The sequence below is a fragment of the Streptomyces sp. NPDC050564 genome (assembly GCF_044457265.1).
Lineage (GTDB): Bacteria > Actinomycetota > Actinomycetes > Streptomycetales > Streptomycetaceae > Streptomyces.
Genome location: NZ_JBITGS010000006.1, coordinates 237,097 through 258,058, shown reverse-complemented (window position 1 = coordinate 258,058; position 20,962 = coordinate 237,097). Strand labels below are relative to the sequence as shown.

General features: G+C 70.3%; 15 protein-coding genes. 5 read left to right on the top strand and 10 right to left on the bottom strand.

The annotated features are described in order from the left end of the window. Nucleotides 1-25 precede the first annotated feature (25 nt). The 3 genes from pulA (at nt 26) to ACIBK0_RS12325 (ending at nt 7,518) form a co-directional block, all read left to right on the top strand. Nucleotides 26-5,455 (top strand): pullulanase-type alpha-1,6-glucosidase, encoded by a 5,430-nt coding sequence (gene pulA, locus ACIBK0_RS12335; RefSeq protein ID WP_399078697.1) that lies wholly within the window; start codon nt 26-28, stop codon nt 5,453-5,455. A gap of 76 nt (nt 5,456-5,531) precedes the next feature. After that, nucleotides 5,532-7,136, top strand: coding sequence for a SpoIIE family protein phosphatase (locus tag ACIBK0_RS12330; protein WP_399078497.1), 1,605 nt, complete (start codon nt 5,532-5,534; stop codon nt 7,134-7,136). 28 nt (nt 7,137-7,164) lie between these two features. Next, nucleotides 7,165-7,518: a 5-carboxymethyl-2-hydroxymuconate Delta-isomerase gene (locus tag ACIBK0_RS12325; RefSeq protein ID WP_399078495.1), complete on the top strand. Its 354-nt coding sequence runs from the start codon at nt 7,165-7,167 to the stop codon at nt 7,516-7,518. 48 nt (nt 7,519-7,566) lie between these two features. On the opposite strand, the gene ACIBK0_RS12320 is transcribed toward ACIBK0_RS12325, so the two are convergent. Genes ACIBK0_RS12320 through ACIBK0_RS12310 form a run of 3 tightly spaced genes read right to left on the bottom strand, consistent with a single transcriptional unit; the run spans nt 7,567 to nt 10,282 of the window. Continuing rightward, nucleotides 7,567-8,268, bottom strand: coding sequence for a TetR/AcrR family transcriptional regulator (locus tag ACIBK0_RS12320; protein WP_399078493.1), 702 nt, complete (start codon nt 8,266-8,268; stop codon nt 7,567-7,569). A gap of 56 nt (nt 8,269-8,324) precedes the next feature. Beyond that, nucleotides 8,325-9,377, bottom strand: coding sequence for a PDR/VanB family oxidoreductase (locus tag ACIBK0_RS12315; RefSeq protein ID WP_399078490.1), 1,053 nt, complete (start codon nt 9,375-9,377; stop codon nt 8,325-8,327). Further along, nucleotides 9,377-10,282 (bottom strand): metal-dependent hydrolase, encoded by a 906-nt coding sequence (locus ACIBK0_RS12310; protein WP_399078488.1) that lies wholly within the window; start codon nt 10,280-10,282, stop codon nt 9,377-9,379. Before ACIBK0_RS12310 ends, ACIBK0_RS12315 begins: the two co-directional genes overlap by 1 nt. Nucleotides 10,283-10,461: 179 nt before the next feature. On the opposite strand from ACIBK0_RS12310, the gene ACIBK0_RS12305 reads away from it, so the two are divergent. Further along, nucleotides 10,462-11,970 (top strand): FG-GAP-like repeat-containing protein, encoded by a 1,509-nt coding sequence (locus ACIBK0_RS12305; RefSeq protein ID WP_399078486.1) that lies wholly within the window; start codon nt 10,462-10,464, stop codon nt 11,968-11,970. A gap of 27 nt (nt 11,971-11,997) precedes the next feature. Here ACIBK0_RS12305 and ACIBK0_RS12300 read toward each other — a convergent pair whose 3' ends face one another. Next, the gene (locus ACIBK0_RS12300; protein WP_399078484.1) at nt 11,998-13,929 is read right to left on the bottom strand and encodes a hypothetical protein; all 1,932 of its coding nucleotides are present in this window, start codon (nt 13,927-13,929) and stop codon (nt 11,998-12,000) included. A 47-nt stretch (nt 13,930-13,976) separates the two neighbouring features. Beyond that, the gene (locus ACIBK0_RS12295; protein ID WP_399078482.1) at nt 13,977-14,537 is read right to left on the bottom strand and encodes a tetratricopeptide repeat protein; all 561 of its coding nucleotides are present in this window, start codon (nt 14,535-14,537) and stop codon (nt 13,977-13,979) included. Between the two features lie 105 nt (nt 14,538-14,642). On the opposite strand from ACIBK0_RS12295, the gene ACIBK0_RS12290 reads away from it, so the two are divergent. Continuing rightward, the gene (locus ACIBK0_RS12290) at nt 14,643-15,101 is read left to right on the top strand and encodes a hypothetical protein (protein ID WP_399078480.1); all 459 of its coding nucleotides are present in this window, start codon (nt 14,643-14,645) and stop codon (nt 15,099-15,101) included. Nucleotides 15,102-15,184: 83 nt separating this feature from the next. On the opposite strand, the gene ACIBK0_RS12285 is transcribed toward ACIBK0_RS12290, so the two are convergent. From ACIBK0_RS12285 to ACIBK0_RS12265, 5 genes are all read right to left on the bottom strand, one after another. Further along, a complete protein-coding gene (locus ACIBK0_RS12285) occupies nt 15,185-16,738 on the bottom strand; it encodes a DUF1996 domain-containing protein (protein ID WP_399078477.1) in 1,554 nt (517 codons plus the stop codon). Nucleotides 16,739-16,950: 212 nt separating this feature from the next. Further along, nucleotides 16,951-17,607, bottom strand: coding sequence for a LuxR C-terminal-related transcriptional regulator (locus ACIBK0_RS12280; RefSeq protein ID WP_369246103.1), 657 nt, complete (start codon nt 17,605-17,607; stop codon nt 16,951-16,953). After that, nucleotides 17,592-18,863 carry a sensor histidine kinase gene (locus ACIBK0_RS12275; RefSeq protein ID WP_399078474.1) on the bottom strand — a complete coding sequence of 424 codons (1,272 nt, stop codon included), beginning with the start codon at nt 18,861-18,863 and terminating at the stop codon, nt 17,592-17,594. Before ACIBK0_RS12275 ends, ACIBK0_RS12280 begins: the two co-directional genes overlap by 16 nt. A gap of 286 nt (nt 18,864-19,149) precedes the next feature. Beyond that, nucleotides 19,150-20,148 (bottom strand): SDR family oxidoreductase, encoded by a 999-nt coding sequence (locus tag ACIBK0_RS12270; RefSeq protein ID WP_399078472.1) that lies wholly within the window; start codon nt 20,146-20,148, stop codon nt 19,150-19,152. A 90-nt stretch (nt 20,149-20,238) separates the two neighbouring features. Then, nucleotides 20,239-20,817 (bottom strand): winged helix-turn-helix domain-containing protein, encoded by a 579-nt coding sequence (locus ACIBK0_RS12265; protein ID WP_399078470.1) that lies wholly within the window; start codon nt 20,815-20,817, stop codon nt 20,239-20,241. Nucleotides 20,818-20,962 lie beyond the last annotated feature (145 nt).

The window sequence follows — 20,962 nt, the reverse complement described above, 5'->3', positions numbered from 1 at the left end:
TCGCTAGGAGTTCACACCTGTGGACCTGATACCGAGAGGGCCGGCGCGCCGCCGTCTGAGGCTGCGCGCAGCCGTCCTCGCCGCCGCTCTGGCCGTATCGCTTGCGCAGCCCCTCGCCGCGCGGGCCGACGCCCCGCCCGCACCTCCGTCCGACGCGAAGCTCGCCGCCGAGCCGTCGCGACACGACGACACCCGCGAGCAGTTCTACTTCGTGATGCCGGACCGCTTCGCCAACGGCGACACGTCCAACGACCAGGGCGGCCTGACCGGGTCCCGCCTGTCGACCGGTTACGACCCCACCGACAAGGGCTTCTACCAGGGTGGCGACCTCAAGGGCCTGACCAAGAGGCTCGACTACATCAAGGGCCTCGGCACCACCTCCATCTGGATGGCGCCGATCTTCAAGAACCAGCCCGTACAGGGCACCGGCAAGGACGCCTCGGCCGGCTACCACGGGTACTGGATCACCGACTTCACCCAGGTCGACCCGCACTTCGGCGCCAACAAGGACCTGGAGACGCTGATCTCCAAGGCCCACGCCAAGGGCATGAAGGTCTTCTTCGACGTCATCACCAACCACACGGCCGATGTCGTCGACTACGAGGAGAAGTCCTACGACTACCTCTCCAAGGGTGCCTTCCCGTATCTGACCAAGGACGGCGTGCCCTTCGACGACGCCGACTACGCGGACGGCACGGCCAAGTTCCCGGCCGTCGACACCGACTCCTTCCCGCGTACGCCCACCGTGCCCGCCGCGAAGAAGAACGCCAAGGTCCCGTCGTGGCTGAACGACCCGACGATGTACCACAACCGCGGTGACTCCACCTTCGCCGGAGAGAGCTCCACGAACGGCGACTTCTCCGGCCTCGACGACCTGTGGACCGAGCGCCCCGAGGTCGTCAGCGGCATGGAGAAGATCTACGAGAAGTGGGTCCGGGACTTCGGTATCGACGGCTTCCGGATCGACACCGTGAAGCACGTGAACATGGAGTTCTGGACGCAGTGGGCCACCGCGCTCGACGCGTACGCCGCCCGGCACGGCCGGAAGAACTTCTTCATGTTCGGCGAGGTCTACTCCGCCGACACGTCGATCACCTCGCCGTACGTCACCCAGGGCCGCCTCGACGCCACGCTCGACTTCCCCTTCCAGGACGCGGCACGCTCGTACGCCTCCCAGGGCGGCAGTGCCCAGAAGCTCGCCTCGGTCTTCGGTGACGACTACAAGTACACGACGGACAAGGCCAACGCGTACGAGCAGGTCACCTTCCTCGGCAACCACGACATGGGCCGTATCGGATACTTCCTCGACCAGGACAACCCGAAGGCGACCGACGCGCAGTTGCTGAAGAAGGACGAGCTCGCCAACGAGCTGATGTTCCTCAGCCGCGGCAACCCCGTGGTCTACTACGGCGACGAGCAGGGCTTCACCGGCTCCGGCGGCGACAAGGACGCCCGCCAGACGATGTTCGCCTCCAAGGTCGCCGACTACCTCGACGACGACGAGATCGGCACCACCCGCACGCACGCGAGCGACGCCTACGACACGAGTGCGCCGCTCTACCGGCAGATCGCCGCTCTCTCCAAGCTCCGCAAGGAGAACCCGGCCCTCGCGGACGGCGTCCAGACGGAGCGGTACGCCGCCGACGGCGCGGGCGTGTACGCCTTCTCGCGCACGGACGCGGGCACCGGCACCGAGTACGTGGTCGCGGTGAACAACGCCGACGAGGCGAAGACGGCGACGTTCGCGACCGGCTCGGCGACCATGACGTTCCGTGGGATCTACGGGACGTCGACCACCGTGACGAGTGACGCCGACAAGAAGGTGACGGTCACCGTCCCGGCCGGGTCGTCGATCGTCCTCAAGGCCGCGGGCAGGCCCGGCGCTCCCGTAGCGAAGCCGTCGCTGACTCTGAAGGCCCCGGCCGAGGGCGCCACCGGAACCGTCGAGCTGTCGGCCGACGATGGGGGCACCTCCCGCTCGAGCGAAGCCGAGAGTGAGGGAGGCGGTCAGCTCAACCGCGTCGTCTTCGCCGCCCAGGTCGGCAACGGAAAGTGGCGGACCCTCGGCTCCGCCGACCACGCCCCGTACAAGGTCACCCAGGCCATCGGCGAGGACGTACCGGCCGGAACCGCCCTGCGCTACAAGGCGGTGGCGATCGACTCGGCCGGACGCACGGCGAGCGCGACAGCCACGTCGACGACCGGCACCCCGCCCGCCGAAGAGGTCCCGACGGCCTCCTCGCGCGACTACGCGATCGTCCACTACAAGCGCACCGACGGCGACTACAGCGACTGGCGGCTCTACGCCTGGGGCGACCTCGCCGACGGCGAGTCGACGACCTGGCCCGCGGGGCACGACTTCATCGGCCGCGACGCCTACGGGGCCTTCGCCTACGTGAAGTTGAAGCCGGGCGCCTCCAGTGTCGGCTTCCTCGTCATCGACAAGGACGGCAACAAGGACGTCGCCGCCGACCGCACGATCGACGTCACCAAGACCGGTGAGGTCTGGGTCGAGCAGGGCAAGGAGGCCGTACAGACCGAGCGGCCCGACTACCCGGCGCAGGACAAGACCAAGGCCGTCCTCCACTACCACCGCGCCGACGGCGACTACACCGGCTGGGGACTGCACGTCTGGACCGGCGCCGCGACGCCCACGGACTGGTCGAAGCCCCTGGAGCCGGTGAAGACCGACGCCTATGGCGCTGTCTTCGAGGTGCCGCTCGCCGAGGGTGCCACCAGCCTCAGCTACATCATCCACAAGGGCGACGAGAAGGACCTCTCCGCCGACCAGTCGCTCGACCTCTCGGCCAACGGCCATGAGGTGTGGCTGCTGAACGGCCAGGAGAAGTATCTGCTTCCGCAGCCCGCGGGCAGCGCGGCCGCACTCGACCTGACCACCTCCAAGGCAGTCTGGATCGACCGGAACACGGTCGCCTGGAACGGCTCCGATGCGGCGGTCTCCACCCAGCTGCTGTACTCGCACGACGGCTCGATCGTGGTCAAGGGCGGCGCGCTGACCAGCGACGACGAGCGCTGGCTCCGCCTGTCCAAGACCACCCTCACCGACGCCCAGAAGGCCAAGTTCCCGCACCTGAAGGACTACACCGCCTGGTCCGTCGACCCGCGCGACCGTGACCGGGTGCGCGAGGCGCTGAGCGGTCAGATCGTCGCGTCGCAACGGGCCGCCAACGGCGCGGTTCTGGCGGCGACGGGCGTCCAGATCGCCGGCGTACTCGATGACGTGTACGACGCGACCAAGGCACAGCTCGGTCCGGCCTTCCACCACGGGAGTCCCACGCTGTCCGTCTGGGCACCCACCGCGCAGTCGGTGAGCCTCGACCTCGACGGCTCCACGGTCGCGATGAAGCGGAACGCCACCACCGGCGTCTGGTCCGTCACCGGCGAGAAGTCCTGGACGAACAAGCCCTACCGGTATGTCGTGAAGGTGTGGGCGCCGACCGTCCAGAAGCTCGTCACCAACAAGGTCACCGACCCGTACTCGGTGGCCCTGACCGCCGACTCCAAGCGCAGCCTGGTCGTCGACCTCGACGCCAAGTCCCTTGCCCCGCACGGCTGGTCGAACCTGAAGAAGCCCAAGGCCGTGGCGCTGAAGGACGCCCAGATCCAGGAGCTGCACATCCGGGACTTCTCGGTGGCGGACAAGACCGTCCCCGCGAAGGACAAGGGCACCTACCTCGCCTTCACCGACAAGGACAGCGACGGCTCCCGTCACCTGAGGCAGCTGGCCGAGTCCGGTACGTCGTACGTGCACCTGCTGCCCGCGTTCGACATCGCGACGATCCCCGAGAAGAAGGCCGACCAGGCGGCCACGGACTGCGACCTGGCGTCGTACGCGGCCGACTCCGAGAAGCAGCAGGAGTGCGTGTCCAAGGTCGCCGCGAAGGACGCGTACAACTGGGGCTACGACCCGTACCACTACACGGTGCCGGAAGGCTCGTACGCGACCGACCCCGACGGCACCGAGCGCACGGTCGAGTTCCGCAAGATGGTCACCTCGCTGAACGAGGACGGTCTGCGGGTCGTCATGGACGTGGTCTACAACCACACCGCGGCGAGCGGACAGGCCGACACCAGCGTGCTCGACAAGGTGGTGCCCGGCTACTACCAGCGCCTGCTCGCCGACGGCAGTGTGGCCAACTCGACCTGCTGCGCCAACACCGCGACCGAGAACGCCATGATGGGCAAGCTCATCGTGGACTCGATCGTCACCTGGGCCAAGGAGTACAAGGTCGACGGCTTCCGCTTCGACCTCATGGGCCACCACCCCAAGGCCAACATCCTGGCGGTCAGGAAGGCCCTCGACGCGCTCACCCTCGCCAAGGACGGGGTCGACGGCAAGAAGATCATTCTGTACGGCGAGGGCTGGAACTTCGGCGAGGTCGCCGACGACGCCCGCTTCGTGCAGGCAACCCAGAAGAACATGGCGGGAACCGGGATCGCGACCTTCTCCGACCGGGCGCGTGACGCCGTACGCGGTGGCAGCCCGTTCGACGGCGACCCGGGCATCCAGGGCTTCGCCTCCGGTCTCTACACCGACCCCAACGCCTCGACCGCCAACGGAACGTCGGCGGAGCAGAAGGCGAGACTCCTGCACTACCAGGACCTCATCAAGGTCGGCCTGACCGGCAACCTCGCGAAGTACCACTTCACCGACTCCGACGGCAAGGAGGTCAAGGGCTCCGAGGTCGACTACAACGGCCAGCCCGCCGGCTACGCGGACGCGCCCGGTGACGCGCTCGCCTACGCCGACGCGCACGACAACGAGTCGTTGTACGACGCGCTCACCTACAAGCTGCCCGCCACCACGAGCGCGGACGACCGGGCCCGTATGCAGGTCCTCGCCATGGCGACGGCCACCCTCTCGCAGGGCCCGTCCCTGTCTCAGGCCGGCTCCGACCTGCTGCGCTCCAAGTCGCTCGACCGCAACTCGTTCGACAGCGGCGACTGGTTCAACGCCATCCACTGGAACTGCCAGGACGGCAACGGCTTCGGGGCCGGGCTGCCGATGGCGGCCGACAACGCCTCCAAGTGGCCCTACGCCACCCCGCTGTTGACGTCGGTGAAGGTGGGCTGCGACCAGATCGAGGGCGCCTCGGCCGCCTACCGGGATCTGCTGAAGATCCGTTCGACCGAGAGCGTCTTCGGACTCGGCACGGCCGACCAGGTGCAGTCGAAGCTGTCCTTCCCGCTGTCCGGGAAGGACGAGACGCCCGGGGTGATCACGATGCGGCTCGGCGACCTGCTCGTCGTCTTCAACGCGACGCCCGAGAAGCAGGAGCAGACGATCGGTGCCCTGGCCGGGACGGCGTACGCGCTGCACCCGGTGCAGGCATCGGGCGCGGACTCTACCGTCAAGTCCTCGTCCTACGCGGAGAAATCCGGCACCTTCGCCGTTCCGGGTCGTACGGTCGCGGTTTTCACCCGGACCTCGTGACAGCGCACTAACTTGGTGGGGGCAGGCCCGGACATCCCGGACTGCCCCCACCACCCGTGCCCCGAGGGGCTGTTGCATGGACGGCATCGACACCGAGTCCACCGTCATGGTGGTCGACGACACGGCGGCCAACCGCTATGCGCTGGGCGCACTGCTCAGCCGCGCCGGGCACAGCGTCATTCCCGTGGCCAGCGCGGGTGAGGCGCTCATCGAACTCGACCTACGGCTGCGCGCGGGCGACTTGCCCGACCTGGCGCTGGTGGACGTCGGGCTCCCGGACATGAACGGCTTCGAGCTGTGCCGCAGACTCAAGGCGCAGCCGCCCACGGCCGCCCTGCCCGTGGTGCACTTCTCCGCCGTGTCCGCGAGTCCCGCCGACCGCTGCCGAGGTCTGGACGCGGGCGGCGAGGCGTACTTGGCGGTGCCCGCGGAACCCGAGGAGATCCAGGCGGTCGTCCGGGCCGCGGTGCGCGGAGCCAGGATGCGCACGGGCGCCGAGACGCTGGTACGACGGCTGACACTGCTGTCGGAGACGATCGCGGCCGTGCAGACGGCGCGCTGCCTGCGGGAACTCGCCGACGCCGCGGCCGAGGGCACCGCCCGGCTCACCGGCTCGCCCGCCGCCGTGTTCGTCCTGGCCGAGGACGGCGAGCTCTACCGCGGAATGTCCCGGAGCAGGGCGCGGGCGGCGCTGCCGGACCACGGCGCGCACGAGGCCGTGGCCCGGCTGATCCGGCACGCGGCCGGGCACACCGGAGTACGCCGTACCGTCGTCCCCGCCCCGCTGTGGCCCGGGGGCTTCTTCCGGCCCGGCGTGTCCGAGGACGCGCGCCTCGTGCTGGCCCGGACCCAGGACGGCAGGACACCGGTGTGCCTGGCCACGCCCGCGCGCGCCGATCGCGACACGGCGCCGGAGGCCGACACCCTGGTGGCCCGGCTCGCCCGCGCCACCGCACTGGCGGCCGAGCCGCTGCTGATGTACCAGGCGGAGCGCCATGTCGCGCTGACCCTCCAACACAGCTTCCTGCCACAGGAGTTGCCTGCTCTGCCGGGCGTCGAGGTCGTGGTCCGCTATGTGCCCGCCTCCCGGCAGACCGAGATCGGCGGCGACTTCTACGCGGCCCTGCGCACCTCGGCCGGAGCGCTCACCGCGGTCGGCGACGTCGTCGGTCACTCGCTGGAGGCGGCCACCGTGATGGTCGAGATCCGGCACGCGCTGCGCGCCTACTGCGTCGAGGACTGCGACCCCGGGGTGCTGGCCCGGCGGCTCGACCGGATGCTGCAGCACTATCACCCCGACGTTACGGCCACCGTCTGTCTGGTCCTGGTCGACCCGGCGAGCGGGCGGGCCCGGATCGCCAACGCGGGCCACCTCTCGCCGCTGATCGTCGGCAACGACGGCACCGCCGACTACGTCGAGGTCCACGGCCCGCTGCTCGGCCTCGGCCTGGACCGCCCGCCGCCCACCGAAGTCGCCCTGACGCCCACGGACCGGCTCCTCATGGTCACCGACGGCCTCATCGAGACCCGGGGCACGGACCTGGAGGTCTCCCTGGAGCAGCTTCGCACCGCCGGGGCCGCGGCCCCGCCCGGCACGGCCGCCCTCTGCGACACCCTGCTGGACTGCTTCGGCCGGGACAGGGAGGACGACATCGCGCTGCTGGCGCTGCGGCTAGGGTGATCGGGAGACCCCGAGAACAGGAGTTCCCATGCCGCAGATCACCGTCGAGTTCTCCTCGGCGCTCGACCACGTCGACTGGCGCGGCTTCGCGCGCGAGCTGCACCCCGTGGTCGTGGAGACCGCGGCCGCGCGGCTCGAGGCGTGCAAGACGCGGACCCTGCGCACCGAGGACGACGTGGTGGGAGCGGAGGCGGACGGGCAGGCGATCGTCCACGTCACGATCGCCCTGCTCGCCGGCCGCACCGACGAGACCAAGGCGCGGCTCACCGAGTCCGCGCTGGAGCTGCTGCGCAAGCACATCGCGCCCACCGACGGGCTCGCGCTGCACGTGTCCGCAGAGGTCCGCGATCTCGATCCGTCGTACCGCAAGTTCGAGGAGTAGCCCTCAAAGCCTGTGTCACATCCCCGGCCGGGGATGTGACACAGGCTTTTATGCGGCCGGTGGCGAGGCCAGTGCGACCAGCCGGACGACGAGGTCGCTGAACGGCCCGTCGCCCGGCTCGTCCTTGAGCCCCTGGCGCAGCACCTGGCTCATCTCCTCGTCGTACGCGGCGCTCACCGCCGCCAGCGCCGCGAAGTCGTGCACGAGCTGCACCTCCAGCTCGCCACGTGGAATCCGCCGCCCGTCCAGCCAGATCAGCGCCGTCGACTCGACGAGCGAGATCCAGGAGCGGATCACCAGCTCCAGACGGGCGGGCGGGTTCTCGACCTGCAGATGCGAGAGCATCTGGACGTACGCGGCCTGCCGTACGCCGTCGACCAGCGCGTTGGTGGTGGACGAGCCCACCGCGGGGCCGCCCCGCATCAGCGCGGCGAAACCGGGCCCGTGGTCGTCCACGAAGTCGAAGAACCGGTGCATGACCCGCAGCAGCCGCGCCCCCAGCGGGCCTTCCCGGGGCTCCACGAACCGGCCCGCGAGATCGTCCGACGCGCGCTGCAACGCCGCCTCGTACAGGCTGAGTTTGCCGGGAAAGTAGTGGTAGACCAACGGCCGCGAGATGCCCGCGGCCGAGGCTATTTCGTCGATGGAGACCTCGTCGGGCGAGCGTCGGCTGAACAGTTCGAGGGCGACGCCGATCAACTGCTGCCGCCGCTCGTCGACACCCATCCTGCGGCGTACCCCGGTTGTCATACGAACACCTTACCGATCGGATCCGGCCCGGAACGGACCGGTCCGGCCACGGTCGTTCACATGTCCAACACAATTCTCTCACCGCGCGCCCGCGAAACACAGATCAGTATCGAGTCGGCACGCTCCGCATCCGTCAGCAGTTCGTCCCGGTGCTCGATCTCCCCGTCCAGCACCCGCTGCCGGCAGGTTCCGCAGAATCCCTGCTCGCAGGAGTAGGCGGTGCCCGGCAACTGCGCGCGGACGGCGGCGAGCACGGTGGAGTCGGCCGGCACGGTCACCGTGCGCCCGCTGCGGCGCAGTTCGACCTCGAACGCGCCGTTGCCCTCGCTCGACGCAGGGTGCGAAAAACGCTCCATGTGGAGTGCCGCCGACTCCGGGACGCGGGCCTCGACCGCCTCCATCAGCCCTTGCGGACCACAGCAGTAGACCGCAGCGCCCTCGGGAACGTCCGCCAACAGTGCGTCGAGGTCGGGCCTTCCGTCCTCGTCCTCGGCGACGACGGTGACCCTGCCGCCCGGAAGCTTCTCGATCTCCTCCAGGAACGGCATCGAGTCCCGCGTACGCCCGCCGTACAACAGCCGCCAGTCGGAGCCGTTCAGCTGGGCGGCCCGCAGCATCGGCAGGACCGGCGTGATCCCGATGCCGCCGGCCACGAAGACGTACGCGGGAGCGTCCACCAGGGCGAACCGATTGCGCGGCCCGCGCACCTCGACCTCCATGCCCTCCCGGAGCTGCTCGTGGACCTCGCGCGAGCCGCCCCGCCCGTCCTCGACCAGCCGGGTCGCGACGGTGTACGACGACCTGTCCTCCGGGTCACCGCACAGCGAGTACTGCCGTACGAGCCCCGACGGCAGCACCAGATCCAGATGCGCGCCCGGCTCCCAGCCCGGCAGGTCCGGCCCCTCCAGGCGCAGTTGTACGACCCCGGCGGCGACCCGCTCGTGCCGGGTGACCAGCAGACGCAGTGCCCGCGAGCGCGGCCGGCCGGAGACGGGGTTCTCCAGGGCGGGCAGCGGCCACAGCGGCGAGGCCTCGATCCGGCGGCGCATGGCGCGCCTGACGAGCAGGGCCGCACCGGCGACGGTGACGACGGTCCGCAGCCGGGGCATCAGGCCATCCTCCGGTCCGCCGCCGTCGCCGCGGGCGAGGAGGCGAGATAGGCGACGGCCTGCTCGGTCGACCCCTCCTGGGACGGGTGATAGGCGCGGCTGAGATAGCGGGGGATCGACCTGAGCATGTCCCCGGTCGACGGCAGCACGCCCTGCTTCCCACTGACGTAGAAGTCCTTGAAGCTCGCCCTGCCCGCCACCGGCGTCGGGTCGTTCTTCATGAAGAACCGCACCCCGCGCTGCCACAGGAAGACCAGCGCCGTGAAGGCGGTCGCCCAGGTCCGTGCGCGCCGCCGGTAGCTTCCGTCGACGTGCATGAACAGCTCGAACGCCACGGACCGGTGCTCGACCTCCTCCGCACCGTGCCAGCGCAGCAGGTCCAGCATGGTCGGGTCGGCGCCTCGCCGGTCCAACTCCTCCGCGTTCAGTACCCAGTTGCCGAGGAAGGCGGTGTAGTGCTCGATGGCCGCGATGATGGCGACTCGCTCCACCAGCCACCACTTGCGGGCCTTGCCCGGCGGCAGCGTGCGGTCGCCGAGCAGCTTCTCGAAGAGCCAGTCGACCTGGGCGGTGTACGGCGTCGGGTCCAGGCCGAGTTCCTTGAGGTGGGGGAGTACCTCGTCGTGCGCCTGCGCGTGCATGGCCTCCTGGCCGATGAAGCCGATGACGTCCTCGCGCAGTCGCTCGTCCCGGATGTAGGGCAGCACCTGCTTGTACACATGCACGAACCAGCGCTCACCGGCCGGCAGCAGCAGATGCAGCACATTGATGGTGTGCGTGGCGAAGGGATCCCCCGGCACCCAGTGCAGCGGCGTGTCCTCCCAGGAGAAAGACACCTTCCGCGCCTTGAGCGCCACTCGCTCGGACTCGACCGGCCAGGGCAGCCGGGTCTGCTTGTTAGACATGCTGTCAATGTACTGACGGGTAAGTCCGCCGGGAACCCTCTTGCAGCGGCTTGTGCGAAGACGCCGTGACGGGCGAACGGCTCCGCGGGTAGACGGACTCACGGGTTCCGTACAACCAATCCCTCGGCACACAGGTCACCTACGCGTCGAACCGCACGTATCCCACAGGAGACCCCGCAGTGCACCTGCCCCTCAGACGTGTCCTCGCCTGCGCCGCCACGGCCGCCCTGGCCGTCGGCGGCCTCGTGGCGACCTCCGCCCCCACCGCCGCGGCGGCCCCGGCCAAGAAACTCGTGGACGACTTCAACGGCGACGGCTATGGCGACGTCGTCCTCAACCTGCCGTTCCACTCGCCGCTGGACCGCAACAAGAGTGGCGCCGTGATGGTGCTCTACGGCTCGGCGAGCGGCCTCAGCAGCAGCCACCGCAAGCTGATCACTCAGAACACCGCCGGGGTGCCCGGCACTGCCGAGTCCACCGACTGGTTCGGCCACGCCACCACGACCGGCGACTTCGACGGCGACGGCTACGCGGACCTGGCCGTCTCGGCCAACGGAGAGGACTACACCTCCGGCGGCACCTCCTGGTCCGACGTCGGTCAGGTGACGCTGATCTGGGGTGGCCCGAACGGCCTGACCTACCACGGCGCCACGACCGCGAAGCTCGGCACGCCCGCCGTCCAGAACCTGCTGGCCGGCCAGGACCTCACGTCCGGCGACTTCAACGGCGACGGCAAGCGGGACCTGGCCGTCGGCTACGGCCGCGGGGGCGAGGCCGGCACGGTGCTGTACGGCCCGATCGACCGCACCGGCGCGCCCGCCTCCCGCAAGGCACTGGGGCTGACCGGACTGCCCTCCTACGCCGACACCATGCTGGTCCCGGGAGACGTGACCGGCGACGGCATCACCGACCTTGTGGTGTCCTGGGACACCATGACGCTGGGCAACACGGACAAGATCCATGTGCTGCGCGGGGGCGCCGACGGTTTCACGGACATCGGTTACCTGAAGAACGAAGCGGGCGCCCAGCTCTACCACCGTCAGGGCGAGCGCCTGGCCGTCGGTGACCTCGACCACGACGGCCACGACGACATCATCGTCCCGCAACCCTTCGCGCTGAACTACAAGGGCGAGTTCATCGTCGTCCACGGCGGTGCGAACGGCCAGGACACGACCCGCAAGCCGGTCCACTTCAGCCAGGACACGCCCGGAGTGCCGGACACCAACTCCGACACCGGCGGCGACAACTTCGGCCAGCAGGTCGCCGTCGGCGACGTCAACGGCGACGGCTACCTGGACATCATCGCCACCAGCCCCCTCGAGAACCACAGCTACCTGACGAATGCCGGCAAGGTCACCATCCTGCCGGGCGGGCCGGGCGGAGTGACCGGGCGCGGCTCCACCGCGTTCACCCAGAACACGCCGGGTGTGCCCGGCTCCGCGGTCGCGGAGGGTGGGTTCGGAGCAGGCGCCAAGGTCACCGACGTCAACGGCGACGGTCGCGGCGACGCCATGATCGGGGTCTACGCCGTCGACGAGGCGGGGGTGAGCAACCACACCGGCGGCCTGTGGACGCTCCCGGGCAGCGCCACGGGCACCACGGCCACCGGCTCCAAGGAGTTCACCGCGACCGGTCTCGGTCTGCCGGCCGATGGCTTCCTGTACATAGGCCAGTCCTTCAACCGCTGACGGGCCCGCGGGCCCGAGGGGACGCACCTATCGCAGCGCGCCGATCGACCTGCCGTCGCTCAGCGTTCCCTTGAGGTCCGCCTGCGCGCCCTGCTTGGTCCGTACGGCCAGCAGGTTGCCCTGGGACGCCCCGCGCGCCCCGCCCGTCGCCCGGATCGCGTCGGTGTCCCGGCTGCCCGCCGCCAGCAGGTACCAGGACCCCGCCGCCGACTTCCACAGCACCCCGGCCAGCACGTGGGGGTCGCGCGCGCCGCACGCCGGGGAGTTCTCGGCCTTCGCGGCGACCGCCCCGTACGCGCTGCCCGGGGTGTGGAACTGGGCGAGCACCCGTGTGCCGCCGCCCCGCCAGGTGTCGGCCCGGGTGCAGACCCACTCCGCGCTGCCGCTCGCGTCGGGCAGCGGCTGCTCCGCGTACTGCCAGGCGTTCACGGACCGCACGCCCTGTGAGCGTACGGAGGCAAGGGAGCAGGCGAAGGGCGACCAGCTGCGCAGGGCCTGGGCGCCGGACGCCTCGTGGGGTGCCGAAGGGCGGCCGGCGGTGAGGTGGGCCGGGGTCAGTTCGCCGAGGTCGGTCATCAGGTGGGTGCCCGAGTCGTCCTTCAGCTGGAGCACGTTCCACGAGGCGCATGAGCCGGTGTGCTGGGCCGGGCTGGCCAGCGGGGAGGTCACGCCGTCGGCCGAGAGGGTGAGGTCCATCGCTCCGGAGGACGGCTTCAGCAGATCGCGCTCCGCGGCCTTGGTCACCCAAGGGGCCGTGAGATAGCGGACGTTGCTGTCGGCCCGGTCCAGCACGACCGCGTCCGCCTCGGCCCCGGTCGCCCCGTCGACGCGCGCGAAGTCGAGGGCCGCCCCGCTGGTGCCGTCCTTCGGCTCGGCGTAACGCGCGATGCGCAGACCGTCGTAGAGGAGCACCACACGCGCCTGGTCCACGTCTCCCGCGTACAGCAGCTGCGGCGGTCCGGGCGGGGCGCCGGAGGGGGTGCCGGGCGTCGCCGAGACCTGAACGGCCTCGCCGGGCCTGGCCCATACGGCGAGGGCGCGGCGCAGCAGGGCGGTGTCCTCGACGAGGTTCCCGCGGGCCGGCCACACGGAGAAGTCGGTGCGCGCGGACGACTCCCATGCCGTGGCGGCCACCCTCGTCAACTGCGCGGGGTTCAGGGCGGCTTCGGCCGCCGGGTTCTGCGCGTACGAGGGAGCTGCGGCGCCGTCCGGGCCCCACCCGTCGCCGGGCAGGCCGAGCAGCGCGCCGCATACGGCCACGGCCGCGGTGGCGGCGAGCGCGGCCTTCATGTGCTGCCTGCGCCGCATCAGGTCGGTGGGCCGGGCGTGCAGTGAGCAGGGGTCGAACTCGGGGGAGTTGAGGAGGGAGTCCCGGGCTTCCACACCACCGGCCTCGGTGAGCGCGGCACGCGGGTCCTCGACCCCCGCCGCCGTCAGCACCTTCTGAACGTCCTCGTCGGACAGCTTCTCCAGACCGCGCAGCACATACGCGGCGCGGGCGGGCGCGGAGAGCGCGGACAGCCGCTGGTCCAGGGCGAGTTCGTCGGCACCCCCGGAGCGCGGGAAGAGCCTGAGACCCCACACCTGAGGCAGCAGCGGCGGCAGCTGGGACCGCTTGGGCCACGCCCGCCGCTTCAGCGGCAGGCCCGCCTCCAGGGCGGTACGCACCACTTGGAGACGTACGAAGGTGTAGCCCGGGTCGCCGTCGCGGCCGCCGCCCGACTGCTGGGCCGGGATGACCGACGAGTCACCCGACGTACGGCCCCGCGGCAGCGCGCGCTGGGTGAGGGCGTGTGCGGTCAGCACCCTGCGGTTGCGGCCGAGGCTCGGCGGCAGCACCAGATAGGCGAGCCGGACGAGCCGCGGATAGTGCTCGACGAGCGCGGCCTCGGCCTGCTCGACGTCGACGACGGGTCCTGAGGAGGGTGCGGGGCGCGGGGCTAGATCCTGTGACGGCACGTTCAGCAAAACGAGCGAATCGGCGGATGGTCACCTGCCCCGGGGAGTTACTCCTCGGGCTCGACGAGCAGGCGTGCGTAGTTCGCCATCGAGCGCTGGTAGCGCGGCAGATGGGGCGCGAGGGCGCCGAGGACGAGCGAGAGGCCCTCGCGGTCGCGGCCCAGGCTGGACAGACACAGGGCGAGACAGGCGCGTACCGCGTCGTCCAACTCGTCCGACGGCGCGTCGAGTTCGGGAGTGAGGAGCTTGACCCCCTCGTCCGCCTGTCCGATGTTCCGCAGCGAGCTGGAGAGCTGGATCTTGGCGCGTCGGCCCTTGTAACCGTTGAGGCCGCGTGCGAGCGCCTCTCGGTACAGGGGCGCGGCCTTGTCCGAATGGCCTGTCGAGTCCCAGGCGCAGGCCTGCTCGAACGGTCCGAGAGGGCTGTCGGCGGGCAGTTCGGCCACCAGCGCGTCGATCACCGCCCGGAAGTCCGCCTCGCCCGCCGCCCCTGCTTCTTCGTAGGCGCCGAACGTGGCCCAGACGGCCGCCGTACGCTCTTCCCAGTCTTCGTTCACGGGGGACACCCTCGCACACCTGTGCCCCTGGGGGCATCGGCTTTGCCCCATGGAACAGCGGTCGATTGAGCACGGGGCGCCCGGGAGCCGTATCGAAGGCAGAGTCCCCGCCGGGGCTCTTATCGGCGTGAGCGCCGACAGGTACCGGAGGAACGTATGAGGTTGACACGCGAGAAGCTTCTGGCCGGGGCGGCCGTGGCCCTGCTGGCGCTGACCGGCTGCGGCGGATCGGGCGACAAGGCGGCCACCGAGGACAGGGTTCCGGCCACCGCGACCGGCAGCCTGGAGGACCTGGCGGCCGAGGTGAAGTGCAAGCCGGACATCCAGACGGACGCCGACGAGATCCGCCAGGGCGTCTGCAGGATCAGCGACGGCAAGTTCATCCTGGCGACCTTCGCCACCGACCGCGGTCAGCGCGAGTGGCTCAACGGGGCCAAGGACTACGGCGGCTCGTACCTCGTCGGCGCCAAGTGGGTCGCTGTGGGGGACCAGAAGATGGTCGCGACGCTGCGCGGCCAGCTCGGCGGGACCGTGGAGGAGGGGGCCTCGCACCACTCGGGGAGTAGCGGTGGTGGGGGAACCGAGACCGCGCACTCCGGTCACCACAGCGGCTGACCGCGCAGGACTTGGGGGGCTTGCTCCCGCGACAGTGACGAAGGCCGGTGACGGGAGATCCCGCCACCGGCCTTCTCAGTGGGTCACTTACAGCGTTGGCCGGTGTTGATGCAGTTGACCACCTTGTTCATCTCGTTCTCGTCGAAGACGTTGATGAAGTCGTCGTGGTCGGTCGCGGGCTTGTGGAGCTGCTCGGGGAAGCCGTCCACCGCGTAGGCGTTCTTGACCTGTCCGTTCTGGATGGTCGGCGCCGGCACGTTGTACACCAGACGCATCGTCAGCTGCGGGATCGCCTTGAAGCCGTTTGCGCAGTTGCCCTGGGCGTCGGCGAAGGCCACGTGCGTACGGTGGTTCGCGCTGTCGATGTTCTGGCCGTCCCAGCAGCTCTGGAACTTGAACGTGCGCACCACGCTGCTGCCCTGGGGGCAGATCGGGTACTGCGTCGTCAGCTGCACCTTGTTCTCGAAGCCGGTGCAGCTCCAGTGGGCGTTGGCGTTCGCGAGGCCGTTGGTCGTGGTCTTCGCGTCACCGGTGATGATCCGCAGGAATTTCGGCATCGCGACGACCTTGCTCTTCGGATTACCGACGAACTTGATCTGCGCCTGCTTGGCCTGCTGGATCGCGCCGACGTTGCCTTCCTTGCCACCGCCGTCGTTGTTCTGGTCGAAGTCCTGCGTACCGTTCTGGATACGGACGACCGGCCAGTAGTACGACGACTTGTCGCCCTGGTTCTGGCAGCTGGTCTGGGCCGCCGCGAACGTGTCGTTGTTGGCGAACGCGTCGTTCGACTGGTTGCCGACGTAGTCGTGCAGGTGGTGCGCACCGTTGGTCACGCCGGGCGCCACGATCACGTTGTCGGTGTTGAACTTCTTGTTGGCGTTCACGCCGCACAGGCTCGTGAAGGTGCCGGACGAGCCGCCGGCCCGGGTCCGTGCTTTCTGAGCGACATTCGGCTGGACCTTCGTGATGTCCACGAAGTCGGCGGCGACGGGACCGTTTCCGGCCTGACCGCCATTGCCGGCCTGCTGACCGCCGTTGCCACCCTGCTGACCGCCGTTACCGGCCGGCTGGCTGGCCGACGCGCTCGGGGCCGCGCTGGCCGTGGCGCCCCCGTTGTTCTGGCCGCCGTTGTTGTTCCAGCCGCCCCCCGCGTTGGTCTGAGCCTGGTCCGCGGTCGTTCCGGTACACGTGGCGAGACCGTCCAGCGAGTCCGGTGCGGTACCGCCGACCCGGGTGATCTCCAGCTGGATCCGGTCGATGATCGCCGCGCGCCGGTCCTTGAGCGGCCCGAGCACGGAGTTCTGGACGAAACTGGCGTCTTTGGCCTGCGCGTCCCGCGTGGTGGCCAGACGCTGGTACGCGTCGGTGATCTGCTGGTCGAGCGTGGCGAGCTCGCCGTCGACCTCCGTGCGGGCCTTGTTCGGCACGTCGGAGAGTTTCTGCCCGACATCGGGGCAGCTGATCGTGGCGACCTGGGCGGAGGCGGCCTTCGTGGTGTTGGGAGAATTGTTCTCCTCGTGTGCCGAGGCGTAGAAATTCGCCCAGATCAGCCCGCCCCCGCCGATCGCGAGAGCTGCCGACGCTGCAACGGCGCGAACGGCCAGCGGCGAACGGCGTTTTCGTATGTTGCGTCCCATGGAACTCCTCTGACTTCCTTGCGGGGGCATCGAGGCGCCCGACAGGAGTGAAGCGGCGCCATTCCATACGCACGGGGCGCGTGAGGTGTTCAGAAACCTCGGAAAATCTTAGAAGTTCGTGAGGTCAATTCCGGCACAATGGGCCCAGAAACCCCCGTTTCTCCGGGAGTTGATCTTCCCATTCAGGTTTGACGGTGCTTTTTGACTGATATTCAGCGGGCGCCCTGATCCAAATAGGCCAGCACCGCGAGGACGCGTCGGTTGTCGTCGTCCGAGACCTCCAGGCCCAGCTTGGCGAAGATGTTGGAGGTGTGCTTCGCGATCGCCCGTTCCGTGACCACGAGTTGGGCGGCGATCGCTGCGTTCGACCGCCCCTGCGCCATCAGTTCGAGCACCTCCAGCTCGCGCGGGGTGAGCCGCCCGAGCGGCTGGTCGACGGTGGAGCGTCGCGACAGCAACTGCTGGATGACCTGGGGGTCCATCGCCGTACCGCCCGCCGCGACCCGCCGTACGGCATCGATGAACTGCTCCGCGTCGAACACCCGGTCCTTGAGCAGATAACCGACCCCGCCCGTGCCGTCGGCGAGCAGCTCCCGCGCGTACAACTGCTCCACGTGCTGCGACAGCACGAGCACCGGCAGCCCGGGCCGGTTACGCCGGGCCTGAAGCGCGCACTGCAGCCCCTCGTCCGTGTGCGACGGCGGCAGCCGTACGTCGACCACGGCCACGTCCGGCTCCAACTCGGCCAGCGCGCGGCTGAGTTCGGGACCGCTCTCGACGGCCGCGGCGATCTCGAAGTCGTACGCCTGGAGCATCCGGACCAGTCCGTCGCGCAGCAGGAACAGGTCTTCGGCTAGGACAACGCGCAAGGGATCTCCATGGTGACCATGGTGGGACCGCCCGCGGGGCTGCTGACGGCCAGGACGCCGTCGAATGTACCGAGTCGCCGCTCGACTCCGGCCAGGCCCGTGCCCGCCCCGATCCGCGCGCCACCCTTGCCGTTGTCGGTGACCGCGATGCGCAGCATGCCGTCCGCGTGGTGGACATCGACCCAGACACGGTCGGCGCCGGAGTGCTTGACCGCGTTGGTCAGCACCTCGCTGACGGCGAAGTACGCGGCGGACTCGACGGGTGCCTCGGCTCGGCCGGGGAGGCTGACGTCCGCCTCCGTCGCGAGGGGCAGCCGCAGCGCCAACGCCCGTACGGCATCGCCGAGTCCGCGCTCGGCGAGCACGGGCGGATGGATGCCCCGGACGAGATCGCGCAGTTCGGTCAGCGCGTCGGCGGAGGACTGCCGGGCCTGCGCGAGCAGCTCCTTCGCCTTCAGCGGGTCCTTCTCGATCAACGCCTCGATGGTCCCCAGATCCATGCCCATCGCGACGAGCCGCGCCTGCGCGCCGTCGTGCAAGTCCCGCTCGATGCGCCGCAGTTCGGCCGCCGAGGTGTCGACGGCGGCGCGCCGCGTCTCGGTCAGCACGCGTACCCGCTCGGCGAGTTCGCCCTGCCCGGCGGCGAGCACCGAGCGGGTGAGCTGGAAGTGGAGGCGCAGGAGGGGCGGGGAGAGGTGGTAGGCACCGACGAGGAGTACGGCGGCGAGGACGGCCGCGAGGAGGGCGGATCCCTGCCCCGAGATCGGGACGAAGCCGTACCACCACCCGACATGCGTGCCGTCGGTGAAGACCTGCCACAGCCCCAGGGCGAGCGCGAATCCCTCCACCGGGTAGAAGACCAGCGCGGCGGGCAGTACCGCGGTGACGAAACCGGCGGTCATGTCGACCAGCAGCCAGCCCAGGTCCCGCCAGGTGGCGGGGTCCGAGAGCATCCCGAAACACCGCGTCCAGGGGTTGGCCCCCTCGGGGACCGGGCGGTACACGGCCGGAATCCGCACCCCGCACCACCGCGCGGCGACGATCCGCCGCGCGTCCGCGAAGGCCCGCACGCCATTCAGCACCCAGGGGGTCGTGACGATTCCCGGGCCGAGCGGCACGAGGACGATCGACACAACGGCCAGCACGAACAGGGTGATCGACCCGGCCGGCCCCAGCACGGCGACCCCGAGCCCCCGCACCCCGGCCACGACGGCCTCCCTGCCTCGCCCGCGGACCCCACCTCTCTCCGTCTCCATATCCCTCAGTCTCACCGACCCGCCTGCTCGGGTCACTGGGCTGGGCACCCCGGCGGGGGTGGTGCCAGCAACACCTCCCCGGCTGCTGGTGCGGTGAGTTCTGTTCGCCCCCTCCGCCCCTGCCCGTCCCGTACCAGCCTTCGGCTGCGGACCGGTGGGGGTTGATCGCGCAGTTCCCCGCGCCCCTCTTTAGGGGCGCGGGGAACTGCGCGGTCTTTGGGCGGGGGTCTGGGGGCGGCAGCCCCCAGGGGCGGGACGGGCAGGGGCGGAGGGGGCGAAACCCTGGTCACACACCGAGTACCTTCGACTCCACCGCCGGGTCCAGTCCCACCCCCGGCCGATCGGCCCGCAGCGGCGCAACCCCGCCAAGGCTCTGGAGCCAGCTCCACGTATCGGCGACGGTCTCGGAGACGGCCCGGCACCGAAGCCCGGCGCGCACCGCGCGGGAGACATCCGCCGAGTGGAGGGCGGCATGGAGATCACTCCCGGGCGGCACCCACACCGGCAGCTGAGTCCACGGCTCGATCCCTGCATCGAGCACGACATCGGGGTCGGTCCACCGGAGCTCCACCTGGGCCCCCGTGGCCCGAACGCACGCGTCGAGGAGACCCCCCATCGTCGTATGCCCCTGCGGACCGACGAGGTTGAACGCCCCCTCCCGCCCCACCTCCGCGGCCCCGACAATCCACTCGGCGAGGTCACGGACATCGACGTACTGGAGCGGCAGATCACGCGGCCCGGGCGCGAGCACGGGACCACCCCGCGCGATCCGGTTCAGCCACCACGGCAGCCGCCCGATGTTCTCGTACGGCCCGAGGATCAACCCGGACCGCACCAGCAGCGACCCCTCCGCGCCGAAGGCGTCGAGCACGGCCAGCTCAGCGCCCCGCTTGTCCCGCGCGTAGTCCGTCTGCTCCGCATCCGCGGCCGCCCCCTCCACAAGGGGCGCGTCCTCGGCGTATCCGGCGGCCGGCGCCCACGCGTACACGGAACAGCTCGACACGTACACGTACCGAGAAACCCGGCCGGCCAGCAGCCGCGCGGTGTCCCGGACGGCCCGCGGCGCCGCCGACCAGGTGTCGACGACGACGTCCCACTCGCCTTCGGCAAGGGCCGCGAGACCGTCGGGCGCGGTGCGGTCACCGTGCAACGACCGCACCCCGCCCGGGGGTTCATGCCGCCCCCGGTGGAAGACGGTCACGTCCCAGCCGTGGCCGAGCGCCGCCTCCACGACCGCCCGCCCCACGAACTCGGTACCGCCCAGTATCAGAAGTCTTCGTGTCATACGACGACTCTGCACGGGCGCCCCACCGGACGGAACCGCAATCTGCTGACAGAAGATCCGCCGCGAGGGGCTCTCAGCCCCGACGTACGGTCAACGCGCCGTCGGCGGCGCGTACTTGTACCCGACCCGCCGCACGGTCTGGATCGTCTGCCGGTGCTGCGCCCCGAGCTTGCGCCGCAGCCGTGCCACGTGCACGTCGACGGTCCGCCCGTCGCCCACGTGCCCATAGCCCCACACCGTGGTGACCAACTGGTCGCGGGTGTGCACCCGGTTCGGGTGTGCGACGAGATGGGAGAGCAGCTCGAACTCGAGATAGGTGAGGTCGAGCGGCCGGCCGTCGACCTCGGCGGTGCGCTGCACCGCGTCGATGTGGACGAGCGGGTCGCCACCGTCGGCGGTCGCCGACGGCTCGGGCCGGTCCGGCACGGCGACCGGCAGCACGGACTGCTGGTCGGCCGGTACGAGGACCAGGTAGCCGATCATCGGCGGCTGCCCCGGCAGTACGGGCAGGGCGTGCTGGGGAGCGGGCAGCCAGGTGGCACCCGGCGGCAGGAAGTCGGCGACATCCACCACCTCGTCCCGGTCGACGGCACGGAGACGATGCCGGGACGGTGCGGCGGACGGGGTGGGAGCGGTCGCGACGGAGGAGAAGGAACGAGTGGTCGCCATGAGAGGTCAGCTCTTTCGCGCGAGGAGTTCGTCGGGAAGGTCGACGACCGCGAGTTCGTGGTCGGGGCCGTCGAGGACGTACGTCGTGCGCGCTGGCCGAAGGCCGGGGTGTACGGCTTTAGAGGGCCGGCGCGTTCATCGCGCG

Excerpts from the sequence above, each read along its gene's own strand:
- ACIBK0_RS12315 (WP_399078490.1), bottom strand. The coding sequence starts at position 9,377 with ATGCCCCGGCTGCGGACCGTCGTCACCGTCGCCGGTGCGGCCCTGCTC.
- ACIBK0_RS12285 (WP_399078477.1), bottom strand. The coding sequence starts at position 16,738 with ATGGGACGCAACATACGAAAACGCCGTTCGCCGCTGGCCGTTCGCGCC.
- ACIBK0_RS12290 (WP_399078480.1), top strand. The coding sequence starts at position 14,643 with ATGAGGTTGACACGCGAGAAGCTTCTGGCCGGGGCGGCCGTGGCCCTG.
- ACIBK0_RS12275 (WP_399078474.1), bottom strand. The coding sequence starts at position 18,863 with ATGGAGACGGAGAGAGGTGGGGTCCGCGGGCGAGGCAGGGAGGCCGTC.
- ACIBK0_RS12320 (WP_399078493.1), bottom strand. The coding sequence starts at position 8,268 with ATGACAACCGGGGTACGCCGCAGGATGGGTGTCGACGAGCGGCGGCAG.
- ACIBK0_RS12265 (WP_399078470.1), bottom strand. The coding sequence starts at position 20,817 with ATGGCGACCACTCGTTCCTTCTCCTCCGTCGCGACCGCTCCCACCCCG.
- ACIBK0_RS12270 (WP_399078472.1), bottom strand. The coding sequence starts at position 20,148 with ATGACACGAAGACTTCTGATACTGGGCGGTACCGAGTTCGTGGGGCGG.
- ACIBK0_RS12330 (WP_399078497.1), top strand. The coding sequence starts at position 5,532 with ATGGACGGCATCGACACCGAGTCCACCGTCATGGTGGTCGACGACACG.
- ACIBK0_RS12295 (WP_399078482.1), bottom strand. The coding sequence starts at position 14,537 with ATGGGGCAAAGCCGATGCCCCCAGGGGCACAGGTGTGCGAGGGTGTCC.
- ACIBK0_RS12310 (WP_399078488.1), bottom strand. The coding sequence starts at position 10,282 with ATGTCTAACAAGCAGACCCGGCTGCCCTGGCCGGTCGAGTCCGAGCGA.
- ACIBK0_RS12325 (WP_399078495.1), top strand. The coding sequence starts at position 7,165 with ATGCCGCAGATCACCGTCGAGTTCTCCTCGGCGCTCGACCACGTCGAC.